Here is a 21,078-nt window from a genome sequence, read left to right as displayed (position 1 = left end):
ATTGCACTTTTTCAACAAGATCGCGATGCCGCCCTTCGAAACCAATCTCAACCTGCAAGTCCAGACGTTGTACACCGAGCACAATGGCTGGCTGCTGGGTTGGCTGGGGCGCAAGCTGGGCAATGCCTGCGATGCCGCCGACGTTGCCCATGATACTTTCGTGCGCCTGCTAGGCCGCCATGCCGAAGCTGGCTTTGGCAGCGAACCGCGGGCTTTGCTGACCCATATCGCCAAGGGCCTGCTGGTCGACCGTTGGCGGCGTCAGGATGTCGAGCGGGCCTACCTGCAAGCCATTGCCCATCTACCTGCGCCAGAAGCGCCGTCACCAGAAACCCGCTGGCTGATCCTTGAAACGCTCTACCGGGTGGATGCCATGCTGCGCGAAATGCCGGCAAGGGTCCGTCAGGTGTTCCTGCTATCTCAGCTCGATGGCCTGACTTACGTGCAGATCGCCGAGCAATTGCAGGTGTCACTGGTCACCATCAAGCGCGATATGCGCACTGCCTTCCTTGCCTGCCTGAGCCTGGATTGATGAATTCCCGAATTGACCCGTCCATCCTTGGCGAAGCCGCCGACTGGCTGGTGCAGTTGCAATCGGGTAGCGCCACCGAGGATGACTACCGCGCCGTCCAGGCCTGGTGCCAGCGCAGCGCTCAGCACGCGCAGGCCTGGCAACGCGCTGAGATGCTCCTGGGCGATTTGCGGCGCTTGCCGGTACCGGTCACCGGCGAGACCCTGCGCCGGCTGAGCCGCAACGGCGCGGTGAGCCGCCGCCAGGCCGTGCAGCGCTTGGGCCTGATGCTGCTGGCGGCACCTGCAGCCTGGCTGGCATTGCGCGAAACACCCTGGCAGCAATGGACAGCGGATGCCCACACGGCGGTTGGCGAGCAGCGTCCCCTGACCCTGGCCGATGGCAGCCGGGTACTGCTGAACACCGACAGCGCCGTCGATATCCGTTTCGACGCGCGGCAACGGTGCATCGACCTGCTTGCGGGCGAAATACTCGTCACCAGCGCGGCCGACCCCGCCACGCCAGCGCGGCCATTGCGGGTGCGCACCCTGCATGGCAAGGTCCAGGCCGTGGGGACGCGCTTCAGTGTGCGGCTGGCAGGCCCATCGACCCAAGTCGCTGTGCTCGATGGTGCCGTGGCTGTCCAGCCGCAGCATGGCACCGACCAACTGCTGCGGGCCGGCGAGCGCAGCACCTTCGACGCCGCCCGGGTGCAGCCGGCCATCCCGCTTGATGTCGGCGACCTGGCCTGGGAGCGCGGCATGCTGTTGGCCCGCGACATGCGCCTGGCCGACCTGTTGCAGGAGCTTGGCCGTTATCGCCCAGGGGTGCTGCGCTGCCACCCGGCCGTGGCTGAGCTCAAGGTGTCTGGCGCATTCCCACTGACCGATAGCGATGCCAGCCTGCGCCTGCTCGGCGACACCCTGCCGGTGGCAGTCAATGGCCTGACCCGTTACTGGGTGACCGTTGAACCACGTGTCTGAATATTTTTCAAATCGCCTGATACCTTTTCCGACGTCATCCGGTGAGCAATGCAGAACTCCCATTTCTGCACCCACAGGAACAGCGCATGATGTCTCGCTCCAGCCCTCGCTTCTGCCTCAAGGTCCTGAGCCTGGCCATGGCCATCGGCACCTACGCCCCGTCTGCGGCGCTGATGGCCGCCGATGCCATGGCCAGCAACAGCCCACACAGCTACAACATTGGCGCTGGGCCGCTGGCTGATGTGCTCGCGCGTTTTGCCGCCACCAGTGGCGTACCGTTGTCGTTCGACCCGCTGCTGCTCAAGGGCCAGCAGAGCGAAGGGCTGCAAGGCAGCTACAGCGTACAGGAAGGGTTCGCCCGCTTGCTCGCCGGTAGCGGCTACAGCCTGATAGCCACCGACAGCGGCGGCTACACCCTGGCACCGAGCGTGGAACTGGGTAACGCCCTGGAGCTCGGCGCAACCACCATCAGCAGCGACTTGGCTGCCAGCGGCGACACCTGGCAAGGCGGCCAGGTGGCTCGCAGCGCGCGCCTGGGTGTGCTCGGTGACCAGGCGATCAGTGACGTACCGTTCAGCGTCACAAGCTTCACTGCCAAGACCATTGCCGACCAACAGGCGCGTACGCTGGGCGACGTGCTGCTGAACGATGCCGCCGTGCGTCAGTCGGCGGGCTTCGGCAATTTCTCGCAGGTGTTCACCATCCGCGGTCTGCCGCTGAACACCGATGACATCAGCTACAACGGCCTGTATGGCGTGCTGCCACGGCAAATCATCACCACCGAAGCCTTGGAGCGGGTCGAAGTGTTCAAGGGGCCCAATGCCTTCCTAAACGGTGTCGCCCCCCAGGGCAGCGGCATCGGCGGCGCAGTCAACCTGGTACCCAAGCGCGCCGAAGACACCCCGACCCGCCACGTCACCCTCGACTACGCCACCGGTGCCAATGTCGGTGGGCACCTTGATCTGGGCAAGCGCTTCGGCGAGGACAACCGCTTCGGAGCACGCATCAACCTGGCCCAGCACGACGGTGGCACCGGCGTGCACGAAGAGGCGCAGCATTCCACGCTGGTGGCCGTGGCTCTGGACTACCGCGGCGAGCGCCTGCGACTGGCTACCGACTTCGGGTATCAGAAGGAGCGCATCAACCAGGGGCGTGCGGTGATCTACCCGACCGGTAACAAGGTGCCTCACGCTCCCTCGGCGCGCGACAACTACACCCAGGACTGGACATGGTCGCAGCTCGAGGACACCTATGGCATGGTCAACGGCGAGTACGACCTGGACGACAACTGGACGTTGTACGCCGGAGCCGGTGCCAAGCACACGCGCGAGAATGGCGAGTATTCCTCGCTTTACGTCAGTGATGAAAACGGTACGGCGCGCGGCGGTTACCTGTACCCGCCGCACGATGAGGACAACAAGAGCGCCATGGCCGGGATCAATGGCCACTTCGCCACGGGGCCGGTCAGTCACCGGGTCAACTTCGGCCTCTCAGGCATGTGGGGCGAGCAGCGCTCGGCCTACGCGGCGGTAACCTCTGCCAACCGCTATGACAGCAATCTCTACAACCCGGTCAAGGTACCGCGGCCAACCAACACCTACACCGGCAGCGACCTGCACGACCCGCGCATTGTCGGCAAAAACCGCATCAAGAGCGCAGCCGTGTCCGATACCCTGGGCCTGTTCGATGATCGGTTGCTGCTGACCGTGGGCGTGCGCAGGCAAACAATCGAAGTGGATGGATGGGCCACTGCCACGGGTGTGCGTAACGCCAATTACGAGGAGTCGGTGACAACGCCAGTGTATGGCCTGGTACTCAAGCCTTGGGAGCACGTGTCGTTTTATGCAAACCGCATCGAAGGCCTGGCTCAGGGCCCGACCGCACCGTCGAGTGTGAGCAACGCCAACGAAGTGTTCCCGCCCAAGCGCAGCAAGCAAGTGGAGGCCGGGGTCAAGCTGGATTGGAACAGCTTCGGTGCGACCTTCGGCGTGTACCGCATCGAGCAGCCAAGCAGCACCACTTTCCGCGCCCCAGGTGCCGACAAAGACACCTTCAGCATGGATGGCGAGCAGATCAACAAAGGGGTCGAGCTGAACCTGTTCGGCGAGCCGGTGGCGGGCTTGCGTCTGCTGACTGGCGCGGTGTTCATGCACACTGAGTTGAAAAACACTGCCAATGGTAGCAACGACGGTAACCGAGCACCCGGGGTGCCGCGCTTCCAGTACAACCTCGGTGCAGATTGGGACGTACCTGGCATCCAAGGCGCCGCGCTCAGTGCCCGCGTGCTGCGCACAGGCGGGCAGTATGTCAACACCAGCAACAGCCTGAATATCCCGGCCTGGACCCGGGTTGACCTGGGCGGGCGTTACCGTTTCAACGTGGATGACAAGCAAGTGACCCTGCGGGCCAATGTCGAGAACGTTGCGAACAAGGCCTATTGGGCTTCGGCTTCGACTTCGAACAATTACCTGACACAGGGGACGCCGCGGGTATTGCGAGTGTCGGCCAGTGTGGACTTCTGAAGAAGACGTGGCGGGTGTCGCAAGATGCCCGCGGCAGCAGTTTCAAAGGGCGTGATCTTGATGCTCGATCTGCTGTTTCAAGTAGATGCCTTGACCACCAGGCCCATAGTTGGCCTGGTGGTTGCGCACATCTCACCAAGTGTGCGAATAGGTGGCAGTCAGCACGGTGCCTGGGGCTGGTAGATGGCTGGTGTTGTTGTTATTGCGCAGCAGCTGGCTGTAGAGCGGGTAGTAGTCCCGGTTGAACAGGTTCTGGATGCCAACACTTACCAGGTCATCCGGGGTGACGCGGTACTGGCTGATCAGGTCCACTGTCGTATACGTGCTTACCTGATGGCGGCCAAAGCTATCCACGCCATCGAGCCGATAATCTTTGGAGTCGAAGAACGTAGCCTGTAACCGGTTGCTCCAGTCGAAGGTCGGTTTGTACTGGACGTATGCGGTCAATTTCAGCGGCGGGACGCGATACCCGGTCATGTCTTGCCAGTCTTTTCCGTCCGGTTTTTCCCGCCCCTGCATCCATGTCGCGCTACCACCAGCACCCCACACCTCATCGTCAGCAAGCCAGTCCGCGCTGGCTTCAACGCCGTAGACACGCTCTTTGGTGCGGGTAAGGATCAAGCCGTTGTTGAAGCTTTGAACATCTCCAAGCTTGGAAGTGGTGTAGAACAGAGCCACGGTACCGAGCGTGTTACCCCCCAACGAGCCCCGCCAGCCAAGCTCATAATTGTTGGTTTTGACCGGCTCCAGATTCGAGGCGCTCAGGTCAAAACCTCGCCGCGCATTTCGTAATTGAATGCCCACGTCAGGCAGCTGGAAGCCTTGGCTGAACGATGCGTAGATTTCTTGGCCGGCGACGGGGGAGTAGACAATGCCCAAATTGGACAGCACCGCATCGTAGTTGATGTCGCCGCCCTTCACGGCAACAGGGGGGGCAGCCTTTGACTCAGACAGGGGAACGAAGTCATCGAACTCGGCAGTGGAGTACTCGTACCGCAGCCCTCCGTCGATCGACCAGTGCTCATCGAAGCGATGCTGCAACTGCGCGAATGCACCAGCGCTGCGCGTTTTGAGTGGTGGCATGTAGGTCAGCGTCCCGGTCTTGTCGAAGACCAGGCCACCGCTGGCGTCGTAGGTCGCAGGGTCGAAGACGTCCAGCGGCATGTCGCTGCGCTCCTGGTTGTAATCGCCACCCCAGACCAGTTCGGTATTGCCGCTGTCACCAAGCGGCGTGCGCATGGTCAGGCGGCTGCCGAAGACTTCGCTGTTCTGCATCACCTGATCGACGTTGCCGCCCCGTGTTGCAACTGCGCGCGCATCAAACGGCGTAAAACGGGTGAAGTAGTCGCGGTAATACACCTGAGCGGAAAGCCTGCTGCCCAGGATGTCCAGGTTCTCGTACTCCAGGTTCACCAACGTGTTGCGAATGCGGTTTTGCTCATCAAGATCCAGGCCCTTGATCGCGTTGGCTGGAACTGAGCCCGCCGCAAGCTTGGCCACACTGGGATCCGTGGCGTAGTCCGTGTCCTGACGTGCGTCATAGTGGCTGACCGCAAGCTGAATGCGTTGATTGTCGTCGATGTGCAGCCCGAGCTTGCCGCCGATGTTGTAGGTGTTCGAATCGAACAGGTCTCCCTGGCTAGGCTCTGGCGCAATGCGGTCGCCATGGGCATCGTACGATGCGCCGATGTGGCGGGTGCCGAAGTCGAACGCGTAGTCCACGGCTCCCTGAGAACCCGTGAGGTACTGCTGGAATTGGCCGCCCAACCCATCGCCACCCAGCCGGGTAAGCGGGGATGTTGCCGTCAGGCTGGTGACCGCACGATTCTCGCCGCCGGCAGGGCGGGTGGTGATGGAGATGATGCCGCCAGTGGCGCCACTGCCATAAATGGCGCTGCTGCCACGTATGACTTCGACACGTTCGATCAAGGCCGGGTCGATGTTGGCCAGGTTGCGCGACGAGTCACGGTTGGTATTGAGCGGAACACCGTCGACCATCACCAGCATGCTACGCCCGCGCAAGGTTTGACCGTACTCGGTGATGGTGCGGCTTGAGTCGGACATCCCCGGAATGGCCTTTGCCAGTACCGTGGCGAGGCTGTCCGAACCTTGGCGGAGCTCTTCCAGTTGTTCGTGCTCGATAACGGTGGACTGCCGCGTCGCGGAGACCAGCTCGCTACTTGTTCGAGAGGCGGTGATTTCCATCTGCGCCATTTCCACGGGCTCGCTCCTGGCCTGGGAAGTGGGAGCGAAGGTGCCTTGGGCAGGGTGGCTCGGAACGATGATGAACGTGTTCTCATCCTTGGCCTGCACTTGCAGACCGCTGTCCTTGAGCAGCCGTTTGAGTGCTTCTTCTGGCGTGAAACGCCCCTTCAATGCGGGGGCTGCTCGGCCTTCACCGAGGTCACCTGCAAAGATGATCTGCACCGATGACTGATGGGCGAGGGCATTGATGGCCTGGTCTAACGGAGCGGCGGGAAGATCCACATCCAGCGTTTCCTGGGCCTGAGCCGAGACGGCGATAAGCAGGCTGCTGGCAAGCAATGGCAGGCGTATAGGGCTGCTCCGAAGGAGGGAATGCACGTTTCAAATTCCTTTGTAGGTTGGCTTTTCCTGGATAGCCGCCACGGGAACTGAAAAACCCTACCTGCATTCGCACATTATTTTTTTGCGACGCTGCGTTGAATCTGGACGCTGCTGTCTTCTTGCCGTGTCACGGAGACGGGCAGGATGCTGGGCAGCAGATCGAGTAGGACATCTACATTGCGCGCATCGAAGACCCCCGTCACCGTTAACCCTGCAAGGCTTGGGTCGCTCAAGCGTATGGGCGCTTTGTGGTAAAGACGTAAAAGCGCGATGGCCTCGTCCAGCGGTGTTTTTTCAAACACGATGCGGTCATCCTTCCAGGCCATCGCTTTATGGGTGTCCACTGTGGTGACCGGCATCAGGTGCCCGCGAATCGAGTCGACCTGCTGTCCAGGTAACAGGACGAGGGTCGCTTCCTGTGCGGTTGTCTCGCCCACCTCGATACGCCCGCGCGCCAACGTCACGCGGACGTTGTCATTCTCCAGCCGCCGCACATTGAAGACAGTGCCCAGCACGCGGACGCTGGTGGAGCCCGCGATTACCACGAAGGGACGGTATACCGCCGAGGACACATCAAAAATTGCCTGCCCGGTGCGCAAGTCGACATTCCGGCTGCGCAAATGCCAGCGCACATCGACATCACTTCCACTGTCCAGCAGAAGCTCGCTGCCATCGTCGAGCACGACAGTGCGTCGCTCACCAATGGCAGTTACAAAATGCTCGGTTTTGTACGCGGGGTTCAGCCAGGCCAAGGCGCCAATGGATACCGCAACCATCAGCGCAGCACCCACGGCCTTTGCCGGTTTGCGCGGTTTTGGTCTGGGCGGTACAGGAAAGTGCTTTTTCAACGCCTCACGATGCCGTTCCAACGCGTCCTCCACGGGTGGTTGCTGTGCTTTGGCAGGGGAGGGATGAGTCATCGATGAGCCTCTCCGCGCCCCAGCAGCTCTCTGCAAGCCGCCAGCCCCAGGCGTAGGTGTTTTTCCACCGTCTTGATGGATATGCCAAGCCGATTGGCTACTTCCGCTTGAGGGATTTCGTGAATTTTGTGCATGACAAAAACGGCCTGGCAGCGAGGAGGAAGCGCGGCAATAGCGTCTACGAGCAGCTGGAACTCTCGCTCGGCATCATACCTGCCCGCGGGCGTGACTGCTGGGCAGGCTAGATCAGGAAGGTCGGCGTATGACTCCACCCAGGTGGCTCGGCGACGGTCACTGCGGTAGTGGCTTACGGCGGTGTCGTGAGAGATCTTGCGCAACAGGGCGAGGGGAGTGCGAACCTCTTCCTTCTCATTGCGCTCAAGCAACTGCAGGCACACGTCATGGACCACATCACGCGCCGAGCTCCTGTCACCAAAGCGGCGACGAATGTAATCCACCAACTCGTCGTAGTGACGAACCAATGAGGACAGCAACGTCGGTTTGGCAGGATCGAGCGACACGATGCACCCAGGGGATTCTTGGTTTTAAGAAATCCGACCCAGTGTAAATGAGAATAAATAGCGAATAAATACTAATAGCGGCGTGGGCGTTACATCTCGACCGTGCCGTCCTCGCGAGGGGCGGGGTCGGTAAGGAGTTTCTGTGCGCTGACCGGGTGGTTGGCCAGCTTGTCGCTGAGGTCCCAGATTTCCAGCATCTTGCCGTATTCAAAGGCATGCAGCGGATCTGCCTGCAGCCAACGCTCGAAGGCTGCATGGTCTTCGCTGCTGCACGCCTCATCGTGCAGGCGCAGGCACTAGCTGGCGGCTTCGCTAATGACAGTGTCGTGTGATTGATCAGGAGAGGGCGATTGCATCTTGAGCTACCTGGAATGACCGAGCACCACCTTAAGGAAGCAATTGCCAAAAAAGCGTTAAAAAAACATGACTGAATTCAAAGCCCTGGCGTTGGAAATTGGAAGGCAGGCATTGCGATTCCTCTAGTTGTGGGTCAGGCCCGTTAGAACCGTTTGAATGTGCACGGCGGTGCGTGCCGGAAAAGGTGTTCTAAAAACAACTATTGATGAAGTTATCAAAAATGATGAATATATCAATAACACCCGAGTCGGCTGACACCGGCAGACCTTGGGGCTGATAACAACAACATGAAAAAAGGTGACGCTATGACCGCAGTTCTTCCCTCCGAACCGACTTTGTCCGGCGCCGCGACGGCCGCCGCGCTGCTCGACCACGCTCGCGCCTTGCTACCTGCCCTCAAGGCCCGCAGCAAGGACACTTCGCGGCTCGGCCACTTGCCGGCCGAAACCATTGCCGATCTTGAAGCCGGTGGCCTGCTGAGCATGACCACGCCCCGTCGTTATGGTGGCAGCCAGGTGTCGGTGCGCACGTTCCTCAACGTGGTCGCCGAACTGGGGCGTGCTGACGCTTCCGTGGCCTGGGTCGCCGCCCTGACCAACGTCACTACTTGGTGTGCTGCTGCCTTCTTCGGCGAGGACGCCGCCAAGGAGGTGTTCGCTGGCGCGAAGCCTGCTCGGGTGACCGGTGTGCTTTCGCCGCGCAAGGCCGTTGTGCGTAAGGTGGATGGCGGCTTCCTGATCGAGGAGGGCATGTGGGGCTTCAACTCCGGTGTCAGGCACGCGACCTGGGACATGCTCGGGATCCCGCTGGTTGACGAAGCCGGCAAGGTGGTGGACCAGGGCGTGGCGCTGATCCCGGTCGAGCAACTGCAGGTCCTCGATGACTGGAACGTCATCGGTATCAGCGGCAGCGGCAGCTGTACCGTGACGGCGAGCCAGGTGTTCGTGCCGCAGTCACGCATCGCGTCGGTTACCGAGGCCATCGAGGGCCGCTACCTGGCCATTCACCTGGCCGAGGAGTCGCTGTACCAGAGTGCCTGCATGCCGATGCTGGCGATCATCCTGGCGTTCCCAGCCCTGGGCCTTGGGGTGGCGGCGCTGGAAACCTTTCTCGAATCGCTGCCACGGCGTGGCATTCAGTACTCCTGGTACGCGAAGCAGGCCGAGGCACCGGTTACCCATCTGCAGGTCGGCGAGGCATCGGCCAAGATCGACGCCGCGCGGGTGATTCTCGAGCGCCATGCCGACGCCATCGACGCCAGTGCGGCCTCCGGCACCTACATGGCCTTCGAGGAGCGGGCCAAGGTGCGCCGCGACGTGGGCTATGCCGAGAAACTGATCTGGGAAGCCGTCGACCTGCTGGCGTCCGCGTCCGGGGGCTCGCTGGCCTCGGTCGGCAACCCCATGACGCGCATCTGGCAGGACGCGCGCATAGCCTCGCTGCACGGCATCGTCAGCCCCAACACCAACTTCGAAACCTACGGCCGGATTCTCTGCGGAAACACGCCAGGTACGCCTTTCATCTGAGTGGCATAGCCGCAATGCGTTCGTTCGAGGAGTGCCGAGCATGCAGAGCAAACAGCTGGACGCGCGGGCCTTTCGCCGCGTGATGGGTAAATTCGCCACCGGCGTGACGGTGGTGACTTTCAACCATGAGGGACAACCCAGCGGCATGACCGCCAATGCCTTCATGTCACTGTCGGTGGACCCACCCATGGTCCTGATCGCGGTGCGCAATCCGGCGCGCTTCGCCGCCAGTGTCAGGCCGGGCGATGCCTTTGGCATCAATTTCCTGCGTGAGGAGGATGAAGCGCTGAGCAGTCACTTCGGTGGTCGCCCGCAGGCAACCCTGAGCGCCGACTTTCGCCAGCTGGGTGAGTCGCCGGTATTGGGCGGTGCACTGGTGCAACTGGCCGTGCGTGTCAACGCGGTGCACCCGGGTGGCGACCATCTGATCTACACCGCCGATGTCGAGGCCATCGAGGAGTCGGACGGGCGACCGTTGCTGTTCTTCTCGGGCACCTACAAACAGCTGCATGCGCTGGACCCGTCCACCTGCTGGTTCGACCGCGGCTAACCACGCGGCGTCACCGTCCCCACAACAATGACAAGAGGAGTGCAGCATGATTGCTGTACGCGACATCGCTTACGTGCGTTATCAGGTGCCGGACCTGGATGTTCAGGCCAACTTCCTGCGCGACTTCGGCCTGCGCCACCACGCCCGCACGGCCACCACCTTGCAGATGGCTGCCTATCAAGGAGGTTATCCTGCCTACATCGCCGAGCAAGGCCCTGCCAGAGCCCTGGGCGCCGGCTACCGGCTCGATAGCCTGCAGGCCTTGCAGGCTATTGCCGCACGGTTTGGCAGCGAAGTGCTGGCCAACGATGAGCTGGGTGCGGGCTGGGTGGTCACTCTGCACGACCCGGATGGGCTACGCGTCGACCTGCTGTATGGCGGCGATTGTGTCGAGGCCGAGCCGGTAAGGCCGGCCTTGACCCTCAACACGGCCGAACGGCGCCAGCGTCTGGGCACCACCAACAGGGTCACACTGCAGCCTTCGCGGGTAATGCGCCTGGGTCACGTGGTGCTCAAGACCGTCGATTATCCGGCCATGTTCGCCTTTTACCACGACGTGCTGGGACTGCGGGTTTCCGACAGCTACTTCGCCGGCCAGCAGGACAACACCGTGGCCGCATTCATGCACTGCGGGCTGGGCGAGACCTACACCGACCACCACACGGTGGCCTTGCTCAACCTGGGGGCCGAGCAAGCCGGCTTCGATCACTGTGCCTTCGAGGTGCTCGACTGGGACGACCTGGCCAGCGGCAGCCATTTTCTCCAGCAGCAAGGCCGCCGCCATTCTTGGGGAATCGGCCGCCACGTGCAGGGCAGCCAGGTCTTCGACTACTGGCTCGACCCGTTCGGCAACAAGGTCGAGCACTGGACCGATGGCGACCTGGTCAACGACAGCATGACTGTGGGCCACGAACCGCTCAGCCCCGATGCCCTGGCGCAGTGGGCGCCACCCTTGTCGCCGGACTTTCTCGGTTGATCACGCTCCTTCTTCCCCTGCAAAAGGAACACTTATGAAATTGGCTCGCTATACCCATCACGGCAAGACTTCCGTTGGCCTGGTCCAGGGCAACCGCGTGATCAACCTCGACCACCTGCTGCCGACATCGGCACCGGTGGACGTCGCGGCCTTGCTGGCTCGCACCGATGCCCTGGCTGACGCTCGCACTCTGCAGGCCACCGCTGAAAACAGCGTGGCGCTGGAGCATGTGCGGCTGCAAGCGCCCATTCTGCGCCCCGGCAAGTTCATGGCGTTGGGCATGAACTACAAGGATCACGAAGCCGAAGCACGACGCCTCAACGTGCCAATCCCGGCGTCGCAGGTGTGGTTCAGCAAGCAGATCACCTGCATCACCGGCCCTTACGACGACGTGCATCATCCTGCTGTTTGCGAGCGCCTGGACTACGAAGCGGAGCTGGGCGTGGTGATTGGCAAGGGCGGCCGGCGCATCGACGCGCGCGACGCGCTGCAGCACGTGGCCGGCTACTTTGTGGCCAATGACGTCAGCGCCCGCGACTGGCAGGCCAAGAGCCCGACCTGGACCCTTGGCAAGTCGTTCGATACCCACGGGCCGATCGGGCCATGGATTACCACTGCGGATGAAATTGCCGACCCGCAGCAGCTGACCGTCAGCCTGAGCGTGAATGGCGAGCAACGCCAGAAGTCCTCCACCGCGCTGATGACCTACAGCATCGCGCAACAGATCGCCTACCTCAGCGAGGTGATGACCCTGGAGCCTGGCGACATCCTCATTACCGGCACGCCGGCAGGCGTCGGCATCGGCATGCAACCGCCGGTGTTCCTCAAGGCCGGTGATGTGGTGCGGGTGGAGATCTCGGGCCTGGGCTACATCGAAAACACCATCGTCGACGAACCTCGCTAACCAGGCCCGGCGGCTTTGCCCTGCGAGGCCGCCCTATGGAAGGAAACTGACATGGCTGCAAACGCTTCGAAAGTGATTATCACCTGCGCCATCACCGGCTCGATCCACACGCCGTCGATGTCGCCGCATCTACCCATCACACCTGAGCAGATTGCCCGCTCCGCGATCGAGGCGGCCGAGGCGGGGGCTGCAGTGGTGCACCTGCATGCCCGCGATCCGCAGAGCGGCATGCCCAGTCAGGACCCACGCCTGTTCGAGCAGTTCCTGCCGCAGATCAAGCGCGAGTCCGATGTGGTGGTCAACCTCACCACCGGGGGCGCACCGACCATGTCGGTGGAAGAGCGCATCGCACCGGCCTTGCAGTTCAGCCCGGAGATCGCCTCGCTGAACATGGGATCGATGAACTTTGGCATGTACGAATTGCTGCAGCGCTACAGCGAATTCCAGCATGACTGGGAGCGGCCTTATTTGCAGGCCAGTGAAGAGCGGATCTTCCGCAACACCTTCAAGGACATCGCGCAGATCTTGGCGGCCTGCGGCGAAAACCACACGCGCTTCGAAATCGAGTGTTACGACATTGGCCATCTGTATACCGCAGCCCACTTCCGCGACCGATTGCTATTGCAAGACCCGCTGTTTATCCAGTCGGTATTCGGCATTCGCGGTGGTATCGGTACCCACCCGGAAGACGTGGCGCATATGAAGCGTACAGCTGACCGGCTGTTTGGCGACCGCTATCACTGGTCGGTGCTGGGTGTGGGGGCGATGCAGCCGCGTATCGCCATGCAGTCGTTGTTGCTGGGCGGCCATGTGCGCGTGGGGCTGGAGGACAACCTGTGGCTGGGCAAGGGGCGCCTGGCGCAGAGCAACGCCGAACAGGTGCGGGCCATCAAGGCGCTGATCGAGTCGCTGGGTTTTGCCGTGGCAACGCCTGATGAAGCGCGCGCGCTCATGCAGTTGAAAGGGCGTGACAACGTCGCCTTCTGATCATCACTTCACCTTCACAAGTTTGTAATCCGGCAGCGCCCGCTGTTGTGGCGGCGGGTGCGGCTGGCCGCGATTTGCTGCAAACGCTTCGAGTCATCAGTTCCAAAAACAATAAATAAACTGTGCAGGCGTAAACATGAACATTAAAGCGATGCAGGCCTGTGGCGTGCTGTTTCTCTTCGCGTGCCCGTTGGCCAAGGCCATGAACTTCAATATTCCCACCTCCAGCAGCATCGAGTCGGCGCAGATGGGCGGCGCCTCGCTGGCCTTCCCACAGTCTGCGGCCATTGCCAGTGACAACCCCGCCGGCATGAGCGAACTGGGCAACCGCATCGACGGTGGCCTGCAGCTGTTCTTCGGCAGTTTCCGCTCAAGTTTCGGTAACGAAAACAACCGCGATGACTTCAAGGTGCGGGCGCCGATTCCAAGTGGCGGTATCAGTTATCAGCTCGATGAACGAACCGCGCTGGGTCTGTCGGTGTACTCGATTGGCTCAGGTTCCGACTACAGTCATGCGGCTGTGCCTGGCATGGGTTTCCCAGCGGTGAAGACCAAGATCGCCTACGTGAATTTCGCCCCCACGCTGGCCTACAAGGTCACCCCGGACTTGTCGCTGGGGCTGTCGGCACTGCTCGGTGTGCAGCAGGTGCAGGCCCGTGGCCTGGTGGTGCCGCAGGCGGACGGCAGCCTTGGCGTTTCGCCGACCCATGGCATAGCCACCAGTACCGGCCTGGGCTGGCGGGCAGGGGCGTTGTGGAAAATCGATTCGCGGTTCAGCCTGGGTGCGGCGTACTCACCGAAGATGCGTTTCAGTGAAGCCGATGGCTACAAGGATGACCTGCTGGCGATCTCCGGCGGCCATCTGGATTTGCCGGAGCAGTACGGGGTCGGTATTGCCGTGCGCCTGACGCCGGCGCTGACCGTCGCGGCGGACTACCTGCGCATCGAATGGGCCGAGGTTGGCTTCTTCAACAACCCCGATGGCGCGGGCATGAACAGCCAGGACGTCTGGCGGGTCGGGACGTCGTGGAATGCGAGCAAGGCGTGGACGTTGCGTGCCGGTTACAAGCACGCCACGGCGGCAGTGGATGCGCAACACACCAATGCCAACTACTTCTCACCGGGCATTCTGAACAATTCGGTGTCGGCCGGCTTTACCTATCACCTGTCGCCGACTACCGACCTGTCGCTGGGCTACGAGTTCGAGTTCCCCGAGACGCTGCGCGGCAAAGGCCCAAGTACCGGTACCAACATCGGCGCGCATTATTCCTCGGTGCTGCTGGGGCTCGGCATGCGCTATTGAGCGGGTGCGGTTGGCTGGCGCTGCGGGGCGAGTCGGGTATCATGGTCCGCACCCTCATCAGTGCCAGCCGATCGTCACCATGAATGAAGACAACAGCCCCAAGGCCGCCGAGCCACGCAAGCCAAGGGTCAATGAAAAAGCGCGCCAGCGTACCCGCAGCAAGCTGTTGCGTGCTGCGCGTTCAGTGATGGGGCGCAAGGGCATCGAAGCCACTGCCATCAACGACATTACCGAAGAGGCCGAGCTGTCGTTCGGCTCGTTCTACAACTACTTCTCGAGCAAGGAAGAAGTGGCGCGCGCGGTGTTCATCGACGATGCCTTGCAGATGATCGAAGCGCTGGATGCCGCTGCCAGCCCGACTGCGGGCATCGCCGAGCGGGTAGGGATCAATATCCGTCGCACCGTTTACCGCGGCTTGACCGACCCGGTCTGGGGCTGGTTCCTGGTGCATTCGGTGTACAGCATCAATGACATGATCGAAACCATGGGCAATCCGTTGGCCCGGGATATCCAGGTCGGTAATGACGAAGGCGTTTTTCAGGTGGTCGACATCGTCTCCACGGTCGATTGCATCATCGGCGGCATGCTCTACCTGTTGCGCAAGGTACTGGAAGGCGCCCGCCCGTCCTCGGCGGTGGAAAGCATGGTGCATTTCGTGCTCAGCGGCCTGGGTGTGGACCACCAGGAGGCCGAGCGGATCATCAGCATCGACCTGGATACGTACGGTAATCAGCCGGCCTGATCGTGCCTGCCCAGCGGCGTGTCAGCCAGCTGGGCGACGGTAGGCGAGAAACTCCCGGCCCTCACGGGAGTTGAGGTTCAACGCCCACACCGGTCGCGGCAACTCCAGCGCGCCGGAGCCCCAGTCCTGCAGGTAGTTCAGCGAAAAGTCCACGCCGCGCTGGCAGGTCGCAGGGTCGACGCCCAGGCTGATCAACGCCATGTGCACACAGGCGTCCATGTAGTCATTGACGTTGTCCACGCCTTGCAAAATGGCCTGGATTGCATGCGCGGATGCGCCCATCAAAAAGTCGGTGGCGGCGTCCAGGCGTGCGAAGGCCAGTTGCCCGGTGGCGCGGCCACTTTCCAGGTCACGGCCCATGTACTCGGCCACCAGCGCATGGTGCGGCCAGACATCCACACGGGTCACGAAACCAGCCCACTTGCGGTCCAGCAGGGCACGCACCAGGAACACCCGAAAACCCACCGAAACGCGCTTCCATGGATCTTCGAGAATGTCGTAGAGCGGCAGGATGTCGGTGGTCATCTGGTTGCTCAGCTCCTGGCCAAGCGCGATCAGCACTTGGTCCAGCGAGTCGAAGTAACGGTAGAACGTGCCACGGGACACCTTGGCCTCGCGGATCACATCGTCGATCACTGGCGTGGCACCGGCGGCTTCGGCAAATACGCGCATGGCCGAGTCGAGCAAGCGTGTGCGCATCATCAGACGCTTCTTTTCCGCCATGCGTGGGCGGTGGTCGCTGCTGGTTCGCCCGGCAGGGGCGATCGAGTCATGGCTGGGCATGGGTGATCTCGTAGAGTGACAAATTGTCATTGTTAAAAACTATGCATCTCATCGCATGGATAAATTTATTTGATAAAAGCTATTGAACAAGCCACTGCCTTGTCCTACATTCTAACCAATGTCGGAATGACAGGTATGTTCTATCTAATGCTGAGTCACGCTGGCAGTTTCGTCATAAAAACAACAGGAGACGAAAAATGCTCGTTCAATCCCTGACCCCCCGCGTATCCCGCCCGCTGCCACCGCCGCCGCGCCGCAAGCTTCTGCCCGTCTGAAATAAGCGCATTCGCAGGTACTCCCGAGTATTAGTCCGCACGCTCCGCCGATGCAGGTGTGTGGATACGTTCGCCCAGAATAAATAAATGACATTTTAGTCATTGTTAAAGGTAGAAGCCATGAAAGAAGCGATTAAAACGTTTGACGCAGACGTGTTGCCGCTGGCCGACAAGGGGCCTTCTTTGCAGGAGCTGGTCGAGCGCGCCACCGCGCTGCAACCCCTGCTAAGTAAAAACGCCGCCGAATCCGAGACGAACCGCCGCGCTGCCGAGGAAAACATCCAGGCCATCCGTGATGCCGGCTTGTTCCGGTTAATGGTGCCCAAGCGGTTCGGTGGCCATGAAGGCACATTGCGTTCGCATCTGGAGGTGTCGGCCGCGCTGGCAGAGGCATGCGGTGGCACGGCGTGGGTGGTGGCGCTCAGCAATGTCTGCGCCTGGTTCACCGGCCTATTCGATGAGCGTGCGCAGCAAGAGGTCTTTGGCAACAACCCCGAGGCCCGTGTGGCCGGTGTGTTCAACACCTCGCCGACCACGCGAAGGGTGGAGGGCGGCCTGGTGATTTCCGGCAAGTGGTATTCCTCATCCGGCAGCCTGCATGCTGACTGGGCCGCGATCGGCGCCGAGGAACGCGACGCCAACGGCGCCCTGGTGGCCCAGTATCTGGCGCTGATCCCCAAGGCGCAGTACCGCATCGAAGACACCTGGTTCACCGCCGGCATGCGCGCGTCCGGCAGCAACTGCATCGTCGCCGAGGAAGTATTCGTCCCCGACCACCGCCTGCTGAACATGGGCGCAGCCATCGAGGGTGAATACGCCACCCCGTTCAAGGACGAAGCCAGCTATCGGCCGCTATTCGTGCCGTTTGCCGCGCTGATTCTCAATGGCCCGCAGCTTGGCCTGGGACGCGCCGCGCTGAAGTACGTGATCGCCAATGCCCCGCGCCGCGCAGTGGCCTATACCTCGTTCGAAAAGCAGACCGACTCGGTGGTGTTCCAGACCCAGGTCGCCGAAGCGGCGCTGAAGATCGACAGCGCCCAGTTGCGCGCCATGCGTGCTGCCGACGAGCTGGACGAGGCGGCCCGCCAAGGCATCAAGCTAGACAACGTGACCCGTGCGCGTATCCGTGCCGATGTCGGCCTGGTCAATACGCACATTACCGATGCCATCAACATTCTGTTGTCCGCCCACGGCGCCGGCAGCTTCGCCGAGAGCAGCCCGATGCAGCGCTGGTGGCGCGATTCCAACACGGCCGCGCGGCATGCCGTGGCGTTGCCAGCGATAGGCCTGGAGCTCTACGGCAAGGCTCTGCTGGGCGTCGAAAACACGGTCACCGCACTGATCTGACAGAGGGCAACCCCATGGACCCCAAACTTCTGCGCACGGTAATGGGCCAGTTCGCCACCGGCGTCACCGTGGTCACCTTCGTGGCCGACGGCGAGCCTGCAGGCATGACCGCCAATGCCTTCATGTCGGTATCGCTGGAGCCACCGCTGATCCTCATCTCGGTGCGCAATGCCTCGCGCTTCAACCAGTGGGTGAAGGAAGGGGTGTGCTACGGCGTCAACTTCCTGGCCGAAACCCAGCGCCCGCTGAGCGCCCACTTCGGTGGGCGGCCAGAGGAAGGCCTGGCGCTGCCGTACTGCTTCCACGAGCAGACGCCCTTGCTCGACGGCAGCCTGGTGCAACTGGTGGCACGCACGGTGGACGTGCACCCGGCCGGCGACCACCTGTTGTACATCGGCGAAGTCGAGCACCTGCGCATCGGTGAGCAACGCAAGCCGCTGCTGTTCTACAGCGGCCGTTATCACCAAGTGCACGCCCGCGCGCCGGGCGTGGAGTGGAGCGGTTGCCGCGACGGTTGGTAAGCCAGCCAAGAACCTGATCGTGCGCAAGCGCCCCCGGGGACTGCCCCTTACCGGGCAGCCATGGGCGGCTTGCGCCTGAAAAACCTGATTGAGCCTTATGCCATGACCGCCAAGATCACCGATATACCGCGCGATCGCACCGAGCACGACAGCGACCGCCAGGAAACCCATGAATGGCTCGACGCCCTGGAAGCCGTAGCGCGCAGCGCTGGCGGCGAGCGCGTGGACTTCCTTCTGCAGCGCCTGGCAGAGCACGCCAGCCACCTTGGCGTACACCCGTGCGCCCACCCTTACTCGCTGTACCAGAACAGCATCGCCCTGGATGACCAGCCGGTATTTCCCGGCGACCTGGCCATGGAGGAGCGCATCACTTCAATCATCCGTTGGAATGCCCTGGCCATGGTGGCGCGCGCGAACAAGGCCTACGGCGAACTGGGCGGGCATATCGCCAGTTATGCCTCGGCAGCGGAGATCTTCGAAGTCGGCTTCAACCATTTCTTCCGCGCCGACAGTGAGCAGGGCAAAGGCGACCTGGTGTATTTCCAGCCCCATTCGGCACCTGGCGTATATGCCCGGGCCTTTCTTGAAGGGCGCATGAGCGAAGAACAACTGCAACGCTACCGCCAGGAAGTCGATGGCGGCGGTTTGTGCTCTTACCCGCACCCCTGGTTGATGCCGGACTTCTGGCAGTTCCCGACCGGCTCCATGGGCATCGGCCCGATCAGCTCGATCTACCAGGCGCGCTTCCTGCGCTACCTGCAGCACCGCAACCTGGCCGATACCGCGCAGCGCCACGTCTGGGGCGTATTCGGCGACGGCGAGATGGACGAGCCGGAGTCGATCGCGGCATTGTCCCTGGCTGCCCGCGAAAAACTCGACAACCTGACGTTCGTTATCAACTGCAACCTGCAGCGCCTGGACGGCCCGGTGCGTGGCAACGGGCAGATCATCCAGGAACTGGAGTCGCTGTTCAGCGGCGCCGGCTGGAACGTGATCAAGGTGGTCTGGGGCTCGGACTGGGACGCGCTGTTCGCCCGTGATCGCAACCATGTGTTGCTGCGCCGTTTCGCCCACACCGTCGACGGCCAGTACCAGACTCTGGGTGCCAACGACGGCGCTTACAACCGCGCGCATTTCTTCGACCTTGACCCGGAACTGCAGGCACTGGTGGCGCACATGAGCCCGGCCGAAATCGACGGCCTGCGCCGCGGTGGCCATGACTTCAAAAAGTTGCATGCCGCCTTCGCTGCTGCCAAGGCCCACAAGGGCAGGCCAACGGTGATCCTGGCCAAGACCAAGAAAGGCTATGGCATGGGCCAGGCCGGCGAATCACGTAACACGTCGCACATGCAGAAAAAGCTCGACGTCGAGGCACTCAGAGCATTTCGCGACCGCTTCGCACTGCCGATGGATGACCAGGCGCTGGAGGAAATGCGCTTCTACAAACCCGTTGAAGACAGTGCCGAAATGCGCTACCTGCACGCTCGACGCGCCGAACTGGGTGGCTATATGCCGCGCCGCAGCAGCACGGCCGAAGTTCTGCAGGTGCCGGTGCTGGCCAGTTACGCGCAGTTCGCGCTTGCCCCTGATGACCGTGAAGCATCGACGACCACGGCCGTCGTAAGGCTGTTCACCAACCTGCTGAAGGACAAACAACTGGGCCCGCGCATCGTGCCTATCGTCGCCGATGAAGCGCGCACCTTCGGCATGGCCAACCTGTTCCGCCAGGTCGGCATCTACTCGCCGGTCGGGCAGCTGTACGAGCCGGAGGACGCCGGGGCGATGCTCTACTACAAGGAGTCCCAGGATGGGCAGTTGCTGGAGGAGGGTATCACCGAAGCCGGTGCGATCTCGTCCTGGGTGGCGGCGGCGACCTCCTACAGCGTCAACGGTGTGCCCATGCTGCCGTTCTACATCTATTACTCGATGTTCGGCTTCCAGCGTATCGGTGACCTGATCTGGGCCGCCGCCGACCAGCGTGCCCGTGGCTTCCTGATCGGTGCTACGGCAGGGCGTACCACCTTGGCTGGCGAAGGTTTGCAGCATCAGGACGGTAGCAGCCAGCTGGTCGCCGCCACCGTGCCGAACTGCCGCGCCTACGACCCGGCCTTCGCCGCCGAAGTGGCGGTGATCATCGACCACGGCAGCCGGCGCATGCTCGAAGCACAGCATGACGAGTTCTACTACCTGACCGTGACCAACGAGAACTACCCACAGGCGCCACTGGACGCTGCCCAGTACGACGACGTGATCAAGGGCATGCGTTTGTTCGGCACGCGCGGTGAGGGCACGCCCGCCGTGCGCCTGCTTGGCTCGGGGGCCATCTTGCGCGAAGTGATCGCAGCCGCCGAGTTGCTGGCCGAGGACTGGGGCGTGACCAGCGAGATCTGGAGCGTCACCAGCTTCTCGGAACTGGCCCGCGAGGCCCGCGAGGTCGAGCGCCAGCAATTGTTCGGCGCTGAAGTCATGGGTGTCAGCCACCTGCAGGCCTGCCTGCCCGGCAGCACCCCGGTGGTCGCGGCCAGCGACTATGTGCGCGGTTATGCGCAACTGATCGCCCCCTACCTGCAGGCGCCCTATACCGCGCTGGGCACCGACGGTTTCGGCCGCAGCGACACCCGCCCGGCATTACGCCGCTTCTTCGAAATGGACCGCCAGCACATCGCGCTGGCGGCGCTGGCCGGCGTTGACCGTGACAAGCATGCCCAGGCCCGCGCGCGTTATGCCATCGATGGCAGCAGCGCCGCCCCGTGGAACCGTTGAG

The 21,078-nt window shown here is 62.3% G+C and carries 17 protein-coding genes; 13 read left to right on the top strand and 4 right to left on the bottom strand.

Going from position 1 to position 21,078, the window contains the following annotated elements; translation table 11 throughout:
- Window positions 1-25: 25 nt before the first annotated feature.
- From BUQ73_RS14395 to BUQ73_RS14385, 3 genes are all read left to right on the top strand, one after another.
- The gene (locus tag BUQ73_RS14395) at window positions 26-532 is read left to right on the top strand and encodes a sigma-70 family RNA polymerase sigma factor (RefSeq protein WP_079230561.1); all 507 of its coding nucleotides are present in this window, start codon (window positions 26-28) and stop codon (window positions 530-532) included.
- Window positions 532-1,494, top strand: a complete 963-nt coding sequence (locus BUQ73_RS14390) for a FecR domain-containing protein (protein WP_079228530.1) — start codon at window positions 532-534, stop codon at window positions 1,492-1,494. Before BUQ73_RS14395 ends, BUQ73_RS14390 begins: the two co-directional genes overlap by 1 nt.
- Before the next feature lie 86 nt (window positions 1,495-1,580).
- On the top strand, window positions 1,581-4,016 hold the full coding sequence (locus BUQ73_RS14385; RefSeq protein WP_079228529.1) for a TonB-dependent receptor: 2,436 nt from the start codon (window positions 1,581-1,583) through the stop codon (window positions 4,014-4,016).
- A 132-nt stretch (window positions 4,017-4,148) separates the two neighbouring features.
- On the opposite strand, the gene BUQ73_RS14380 is transcribed toward BUQ73_RS14385, so the two are convergent.
- The 3 genes from BUQ73_RS14380 to BUQ73_RS14370 all read right to left on the bottom strand — a co-directional run bounded on the left by BUQ73_RS14380 (window position 4,149) and on the right by BUQ73_RS14370 (window position 8,043).
- Complete coding sequence (locus BUQ73_RS14380; RefSeq protein ID WP_079228528.1) at window positions 4,149-6,599, bottom strand: TonB-dependent siderophore receptor; 2,451 nt, start codon at window positions 6,597-6,599, stop codon at window positions 4,149-4,151.
- A 77-nt stretch (window positions 6,600-6,676) separates the two neighbouring features.
- Window positions 6,677-7,522 (bottom strand): FecR family protein, encoded by an 846-nt coding sequence (locus BUQ73_RS14375; RefSeq protein WP_079228527.1) that lies wholly within the window; start codon window positions 7,520-7,522, stop codon window positions 6,677-6,679.
- Window positions 7,519-8,043 (bottom strand): RNA polymerase sigma factor, encoded by a 525-nt coding sequence (locus tag BUQ73_RS14370; protein ID WP_079228526.1) that lies wholly within the window; start codon window positions 8,041-8,043, stop codon window positions 7,519-7,521. The genes BUQ73_RS14375 and BUQ73_RS14370 overlap by 4 nt, the downstream gene beginning before the upstream one ends.
- A gap of 662 nt (window positions 8,044-8,705) precedes the next feature.
- On the opposite strand from BUQ73_RS14370, the gene BUQ73_RS14360 reads away from it, so the two are divergent.
- The 7 genes from BUQ73_RS14360 to BUQ73_RS14330 all read left to right on the top strand — a co-directional run bounded on the left by BUQ73_RS14360 (window position 8,706) and on the right by BUQ73_RS14330 (window position 15,388).
- Complete coding sequence (locus tag BUQ73_RS14360) at window positions 8,706-9,926, top strand: acyl-CoA dehydrogenase family protein (protein ID WP_079228525.1); 1,221 nt, start codon at window positions 8,706-8,708, stop codon at window positions 9,924-9,926.
- A gap of 40 nt (window positions 9,927-9,966) precedes the next feature.
- Window positions 9,967-10,476, top strand: a complete 510-nt coding sequence (locus BUQ73_RS14355; RefSeq protein WP_079228524.1) for a flavin reductase family protein — start codon at window positions 9,967-9,969, stop codon at window positions 10,474-10,476.
- Between the two features lie 46 nt (window positions 10,477-10,522).
- Complete coding sequence (locus BUQ73_RS14350) at window positions 10,523-11,452, top strand: VOC family protein (protein ID WP_079228523.1); 930 nt, start codon at window positions 10,523-10,525, stop codon at window positions 11,450-11,452.
- Window positions 11,453-11,486: 34 nt separating this feature from the next.
- On the top strand, window positions 11,487-12,356 hold the full coding sequence (locus BUQ73_RS14345; protein WP_079228522.1) for a fumarylacetoacetate hydrolase family protein: 870 nt from the start codon (window positions 11,487-11,489) through the stop codon (window positions 12,354-12,356).
- A 51-nt stretch (window positions 12,357-12,407) separates the two neighbouring features.
- Window positions 12,408-13,343: a 3-keto-5-aminohexanoate cleavage protein gene (locus BUQ73_RS14340; RefSeq protein ID WP_079228521.1), complete on the top strand. Its 936-nt coding sequence runs from the start codon at window positions 12,408-12,410 to the stop codon at window positions 13,341-13,343.
- 136 nt (window positions 13,344-13,479) lie between these two features.
- Window positions 13,480-14,646, top strand: a complete 1,167-nt coding sequence (locus BUQ73_RS14335) for an OmpP1/FadL family transporter (protein WP_079228520.1) — start codon at window positions 13,480-13,482, stop codon at window positions 14,644-14,646.
- 79 nt (window positions 14,647-14,725) lie between these two features.
- On the top strand, window positions 14,726-15,388 hold the full coding sequence (locus BUQ73_RS14330; RefSeq protein ID WP_079228519.1) for a TetR/AcrR family transcriptional regulator: 663 nt from the start codon (window positions 14,726-14,728) through the stop codon (window positions 15,386-15,388).
- 21 nt (window positions 15,389-15,409) lie between these two features.
- Here BUQ73_RS14330 and BUQ73_RS14325 read toward each other — a convergent pair whose 3' ends face one another.
- Window positions 15,410-16,171, bottom strand: a complete 762-nt coding sequence (locus tag BUQ73_RS14325) for a TetR/AcrR family transcriptional regulator (protein ID WP_079228518.1) — start codon at window positions 16,169-16,171, stop codon at window positions 15,410-15,412.
- 395 nt (window positions 16,172-16,566) lie between these two features.
- On the opposite strand from BUQ73_RS14325, the gene BUQ73_RS14320 reads away from it, so the two are divergent.
- From BUQ73_RS14320 to mdeB, 3 genes are all read left to right on the top strand, one after another.
- A complete protein-coding gene (locus BUQ73_RS14320) occupies window positions 16,567-17,793 on the top strand; it encodes an acyl-CoA dehydrogenase family protein (protein ID WP_079228517.1) in 1,227 nt (408 codons plus the stop codon).
- 14 nt (window positions 17,794-17,807) lie between these two features.
- Window positions 17,808-18,314, top strand: coding sequence for a flavin reductase family protein (locus BUQ73_RS14315; protein WP_079228516.1), 507 nt, complete (start codon window positions 17,808-17,810; stop codon window positions 18,312-18,314).
- Between the two features lie 102 nt (window positions 18,315-18,416).
- Entirely contained in the window at window positions 18,417-21,077 is a 2,661-nt protein-coding gene (gene mdeB, locus BUQ73_RS14310) for an alpha-ketoglutarate dehydrogenase (protein WP_079230560.1), read from the top strand.
- Window position 21,078 lies beyond the last annotated feature (1 nt).

Origin of the sequence: Pseudomonas putida (genome assembly GCF_002025705.1) — a bacterium.
Taxonomy (GTDB): domain Bacteria; phylum Pseudomonadota; class Gammaproteobacteria; order Pseudomonadales; family Pseudomonadaceae; genus Aquipseudomonas; species Aquipseudomonas putida_J.
The sequence above is the reverse complement of the archived record's forward strand: the minus strand, read 5'-3'. Positions and strand labels throughout refer to the sequence as shown.

Coding starts and splice junctions, on each gene's coding strand:
- BUQ73_RS14395 (WP_079230561.1), top strand. CDS start 26: ATGCCGCCCTTCGAAACCAATCTCAACCTGCAAGTCCAGACGTTGTAC.
- BUQ73_RS14390 (WP_079228530.1), top strand. CDS start 532: ATGAATTCCCGAATTGACCCGTCCATCCTTGGCGAAGCCGCCGACTGG.
- BUQ73_RS14385 (WP_079228529.1), top strand. CDS start 1,581: ATGATGTCTCGCTCCAGCCCTCGCTTCTGCCTCAAGGTCCTGAGCCTG.
- BUQ73_RS14375 (WP_079228527.1), bottom strand. CDS start 7,522: ATGACTCATCCCTCCCCTGCCAAAGCACAGCAACCACCCGTGGAGGAC.
- BUQ73_RS14360 (WP_079228525.1), top strand. CDS start 8,706: ATGACCGCAGTTCTTCCCTCCGAACCGACTTTGTCCGGCGCCGCGACG.
- BUQ73_RS14355 (WP_079228524.1), top strand. CDS start 9,967: ATGCAGAGCAAACAGCTGGACGCGCGGGCCTTTCGCCGCGTGATGGGT.
- BUQ73_RS14350 (WP_079228523.1), top strand. CDS start 10,523: ATGATTGCTGTACGCGACATCGCTTACGTGCGTTATCAGGTGCCGGAC.
- BUQ73_RS14345 (WP_079228522.1), top strand. CDS start 11,487: ATGAAATTGGCTCGCTATACCCATCACGGCAAGACTTCCGTTGGCCTG.
- BUQ73_RS14340 (WP_079228521.1), top strand. CDS start 12,408: ATGGCTGCAAACGCTTCGAAAGTGATTATCACCTGCGCCATCACCGGC.
- BUQ73_RS14335 (WP_079228520.1), top strand. CDS start 13,480: ATGAACATTAAAGCGATGCAGGCCTGTGGCGTGCTGTTTCTCTTCGCG.
- BUQ73_RS14330 (WP_079228519.1), top strand. CDS start 14,726: ATGAATGAAGACAACAGCCCCAAGGCCGCCGAGCCACGCAAGCCAAGG.
- BUQ73_RS14325 (WP_079228518.1), bottom strand. CDS start 16,171: ATGCCCAGCCATGACTCGATCGCCCCTGCCGGGCGAACCAGCAGCGAC.
- BUQ73_RS14320 (WP_079228517.1), top strand. CDS start 16,567: ATGAAAGAAGCGATTAAAACGTTTGACGCAGACGTGTTGCCGCTGGCC.
- BUQ73_RS14315 (WP_079228516.1), top strand. CDS start 17,808: ATGGACCCCAAACTTCTGCGCACGGTAATGGGCCAGTTCGCCACCGGC.
- mdeB (WP_079230560.1), top strand. CDS start 18,417: ATGACCGCCAAGATCACCGATATACCGCGCGATCGCACCGAGCACGAC.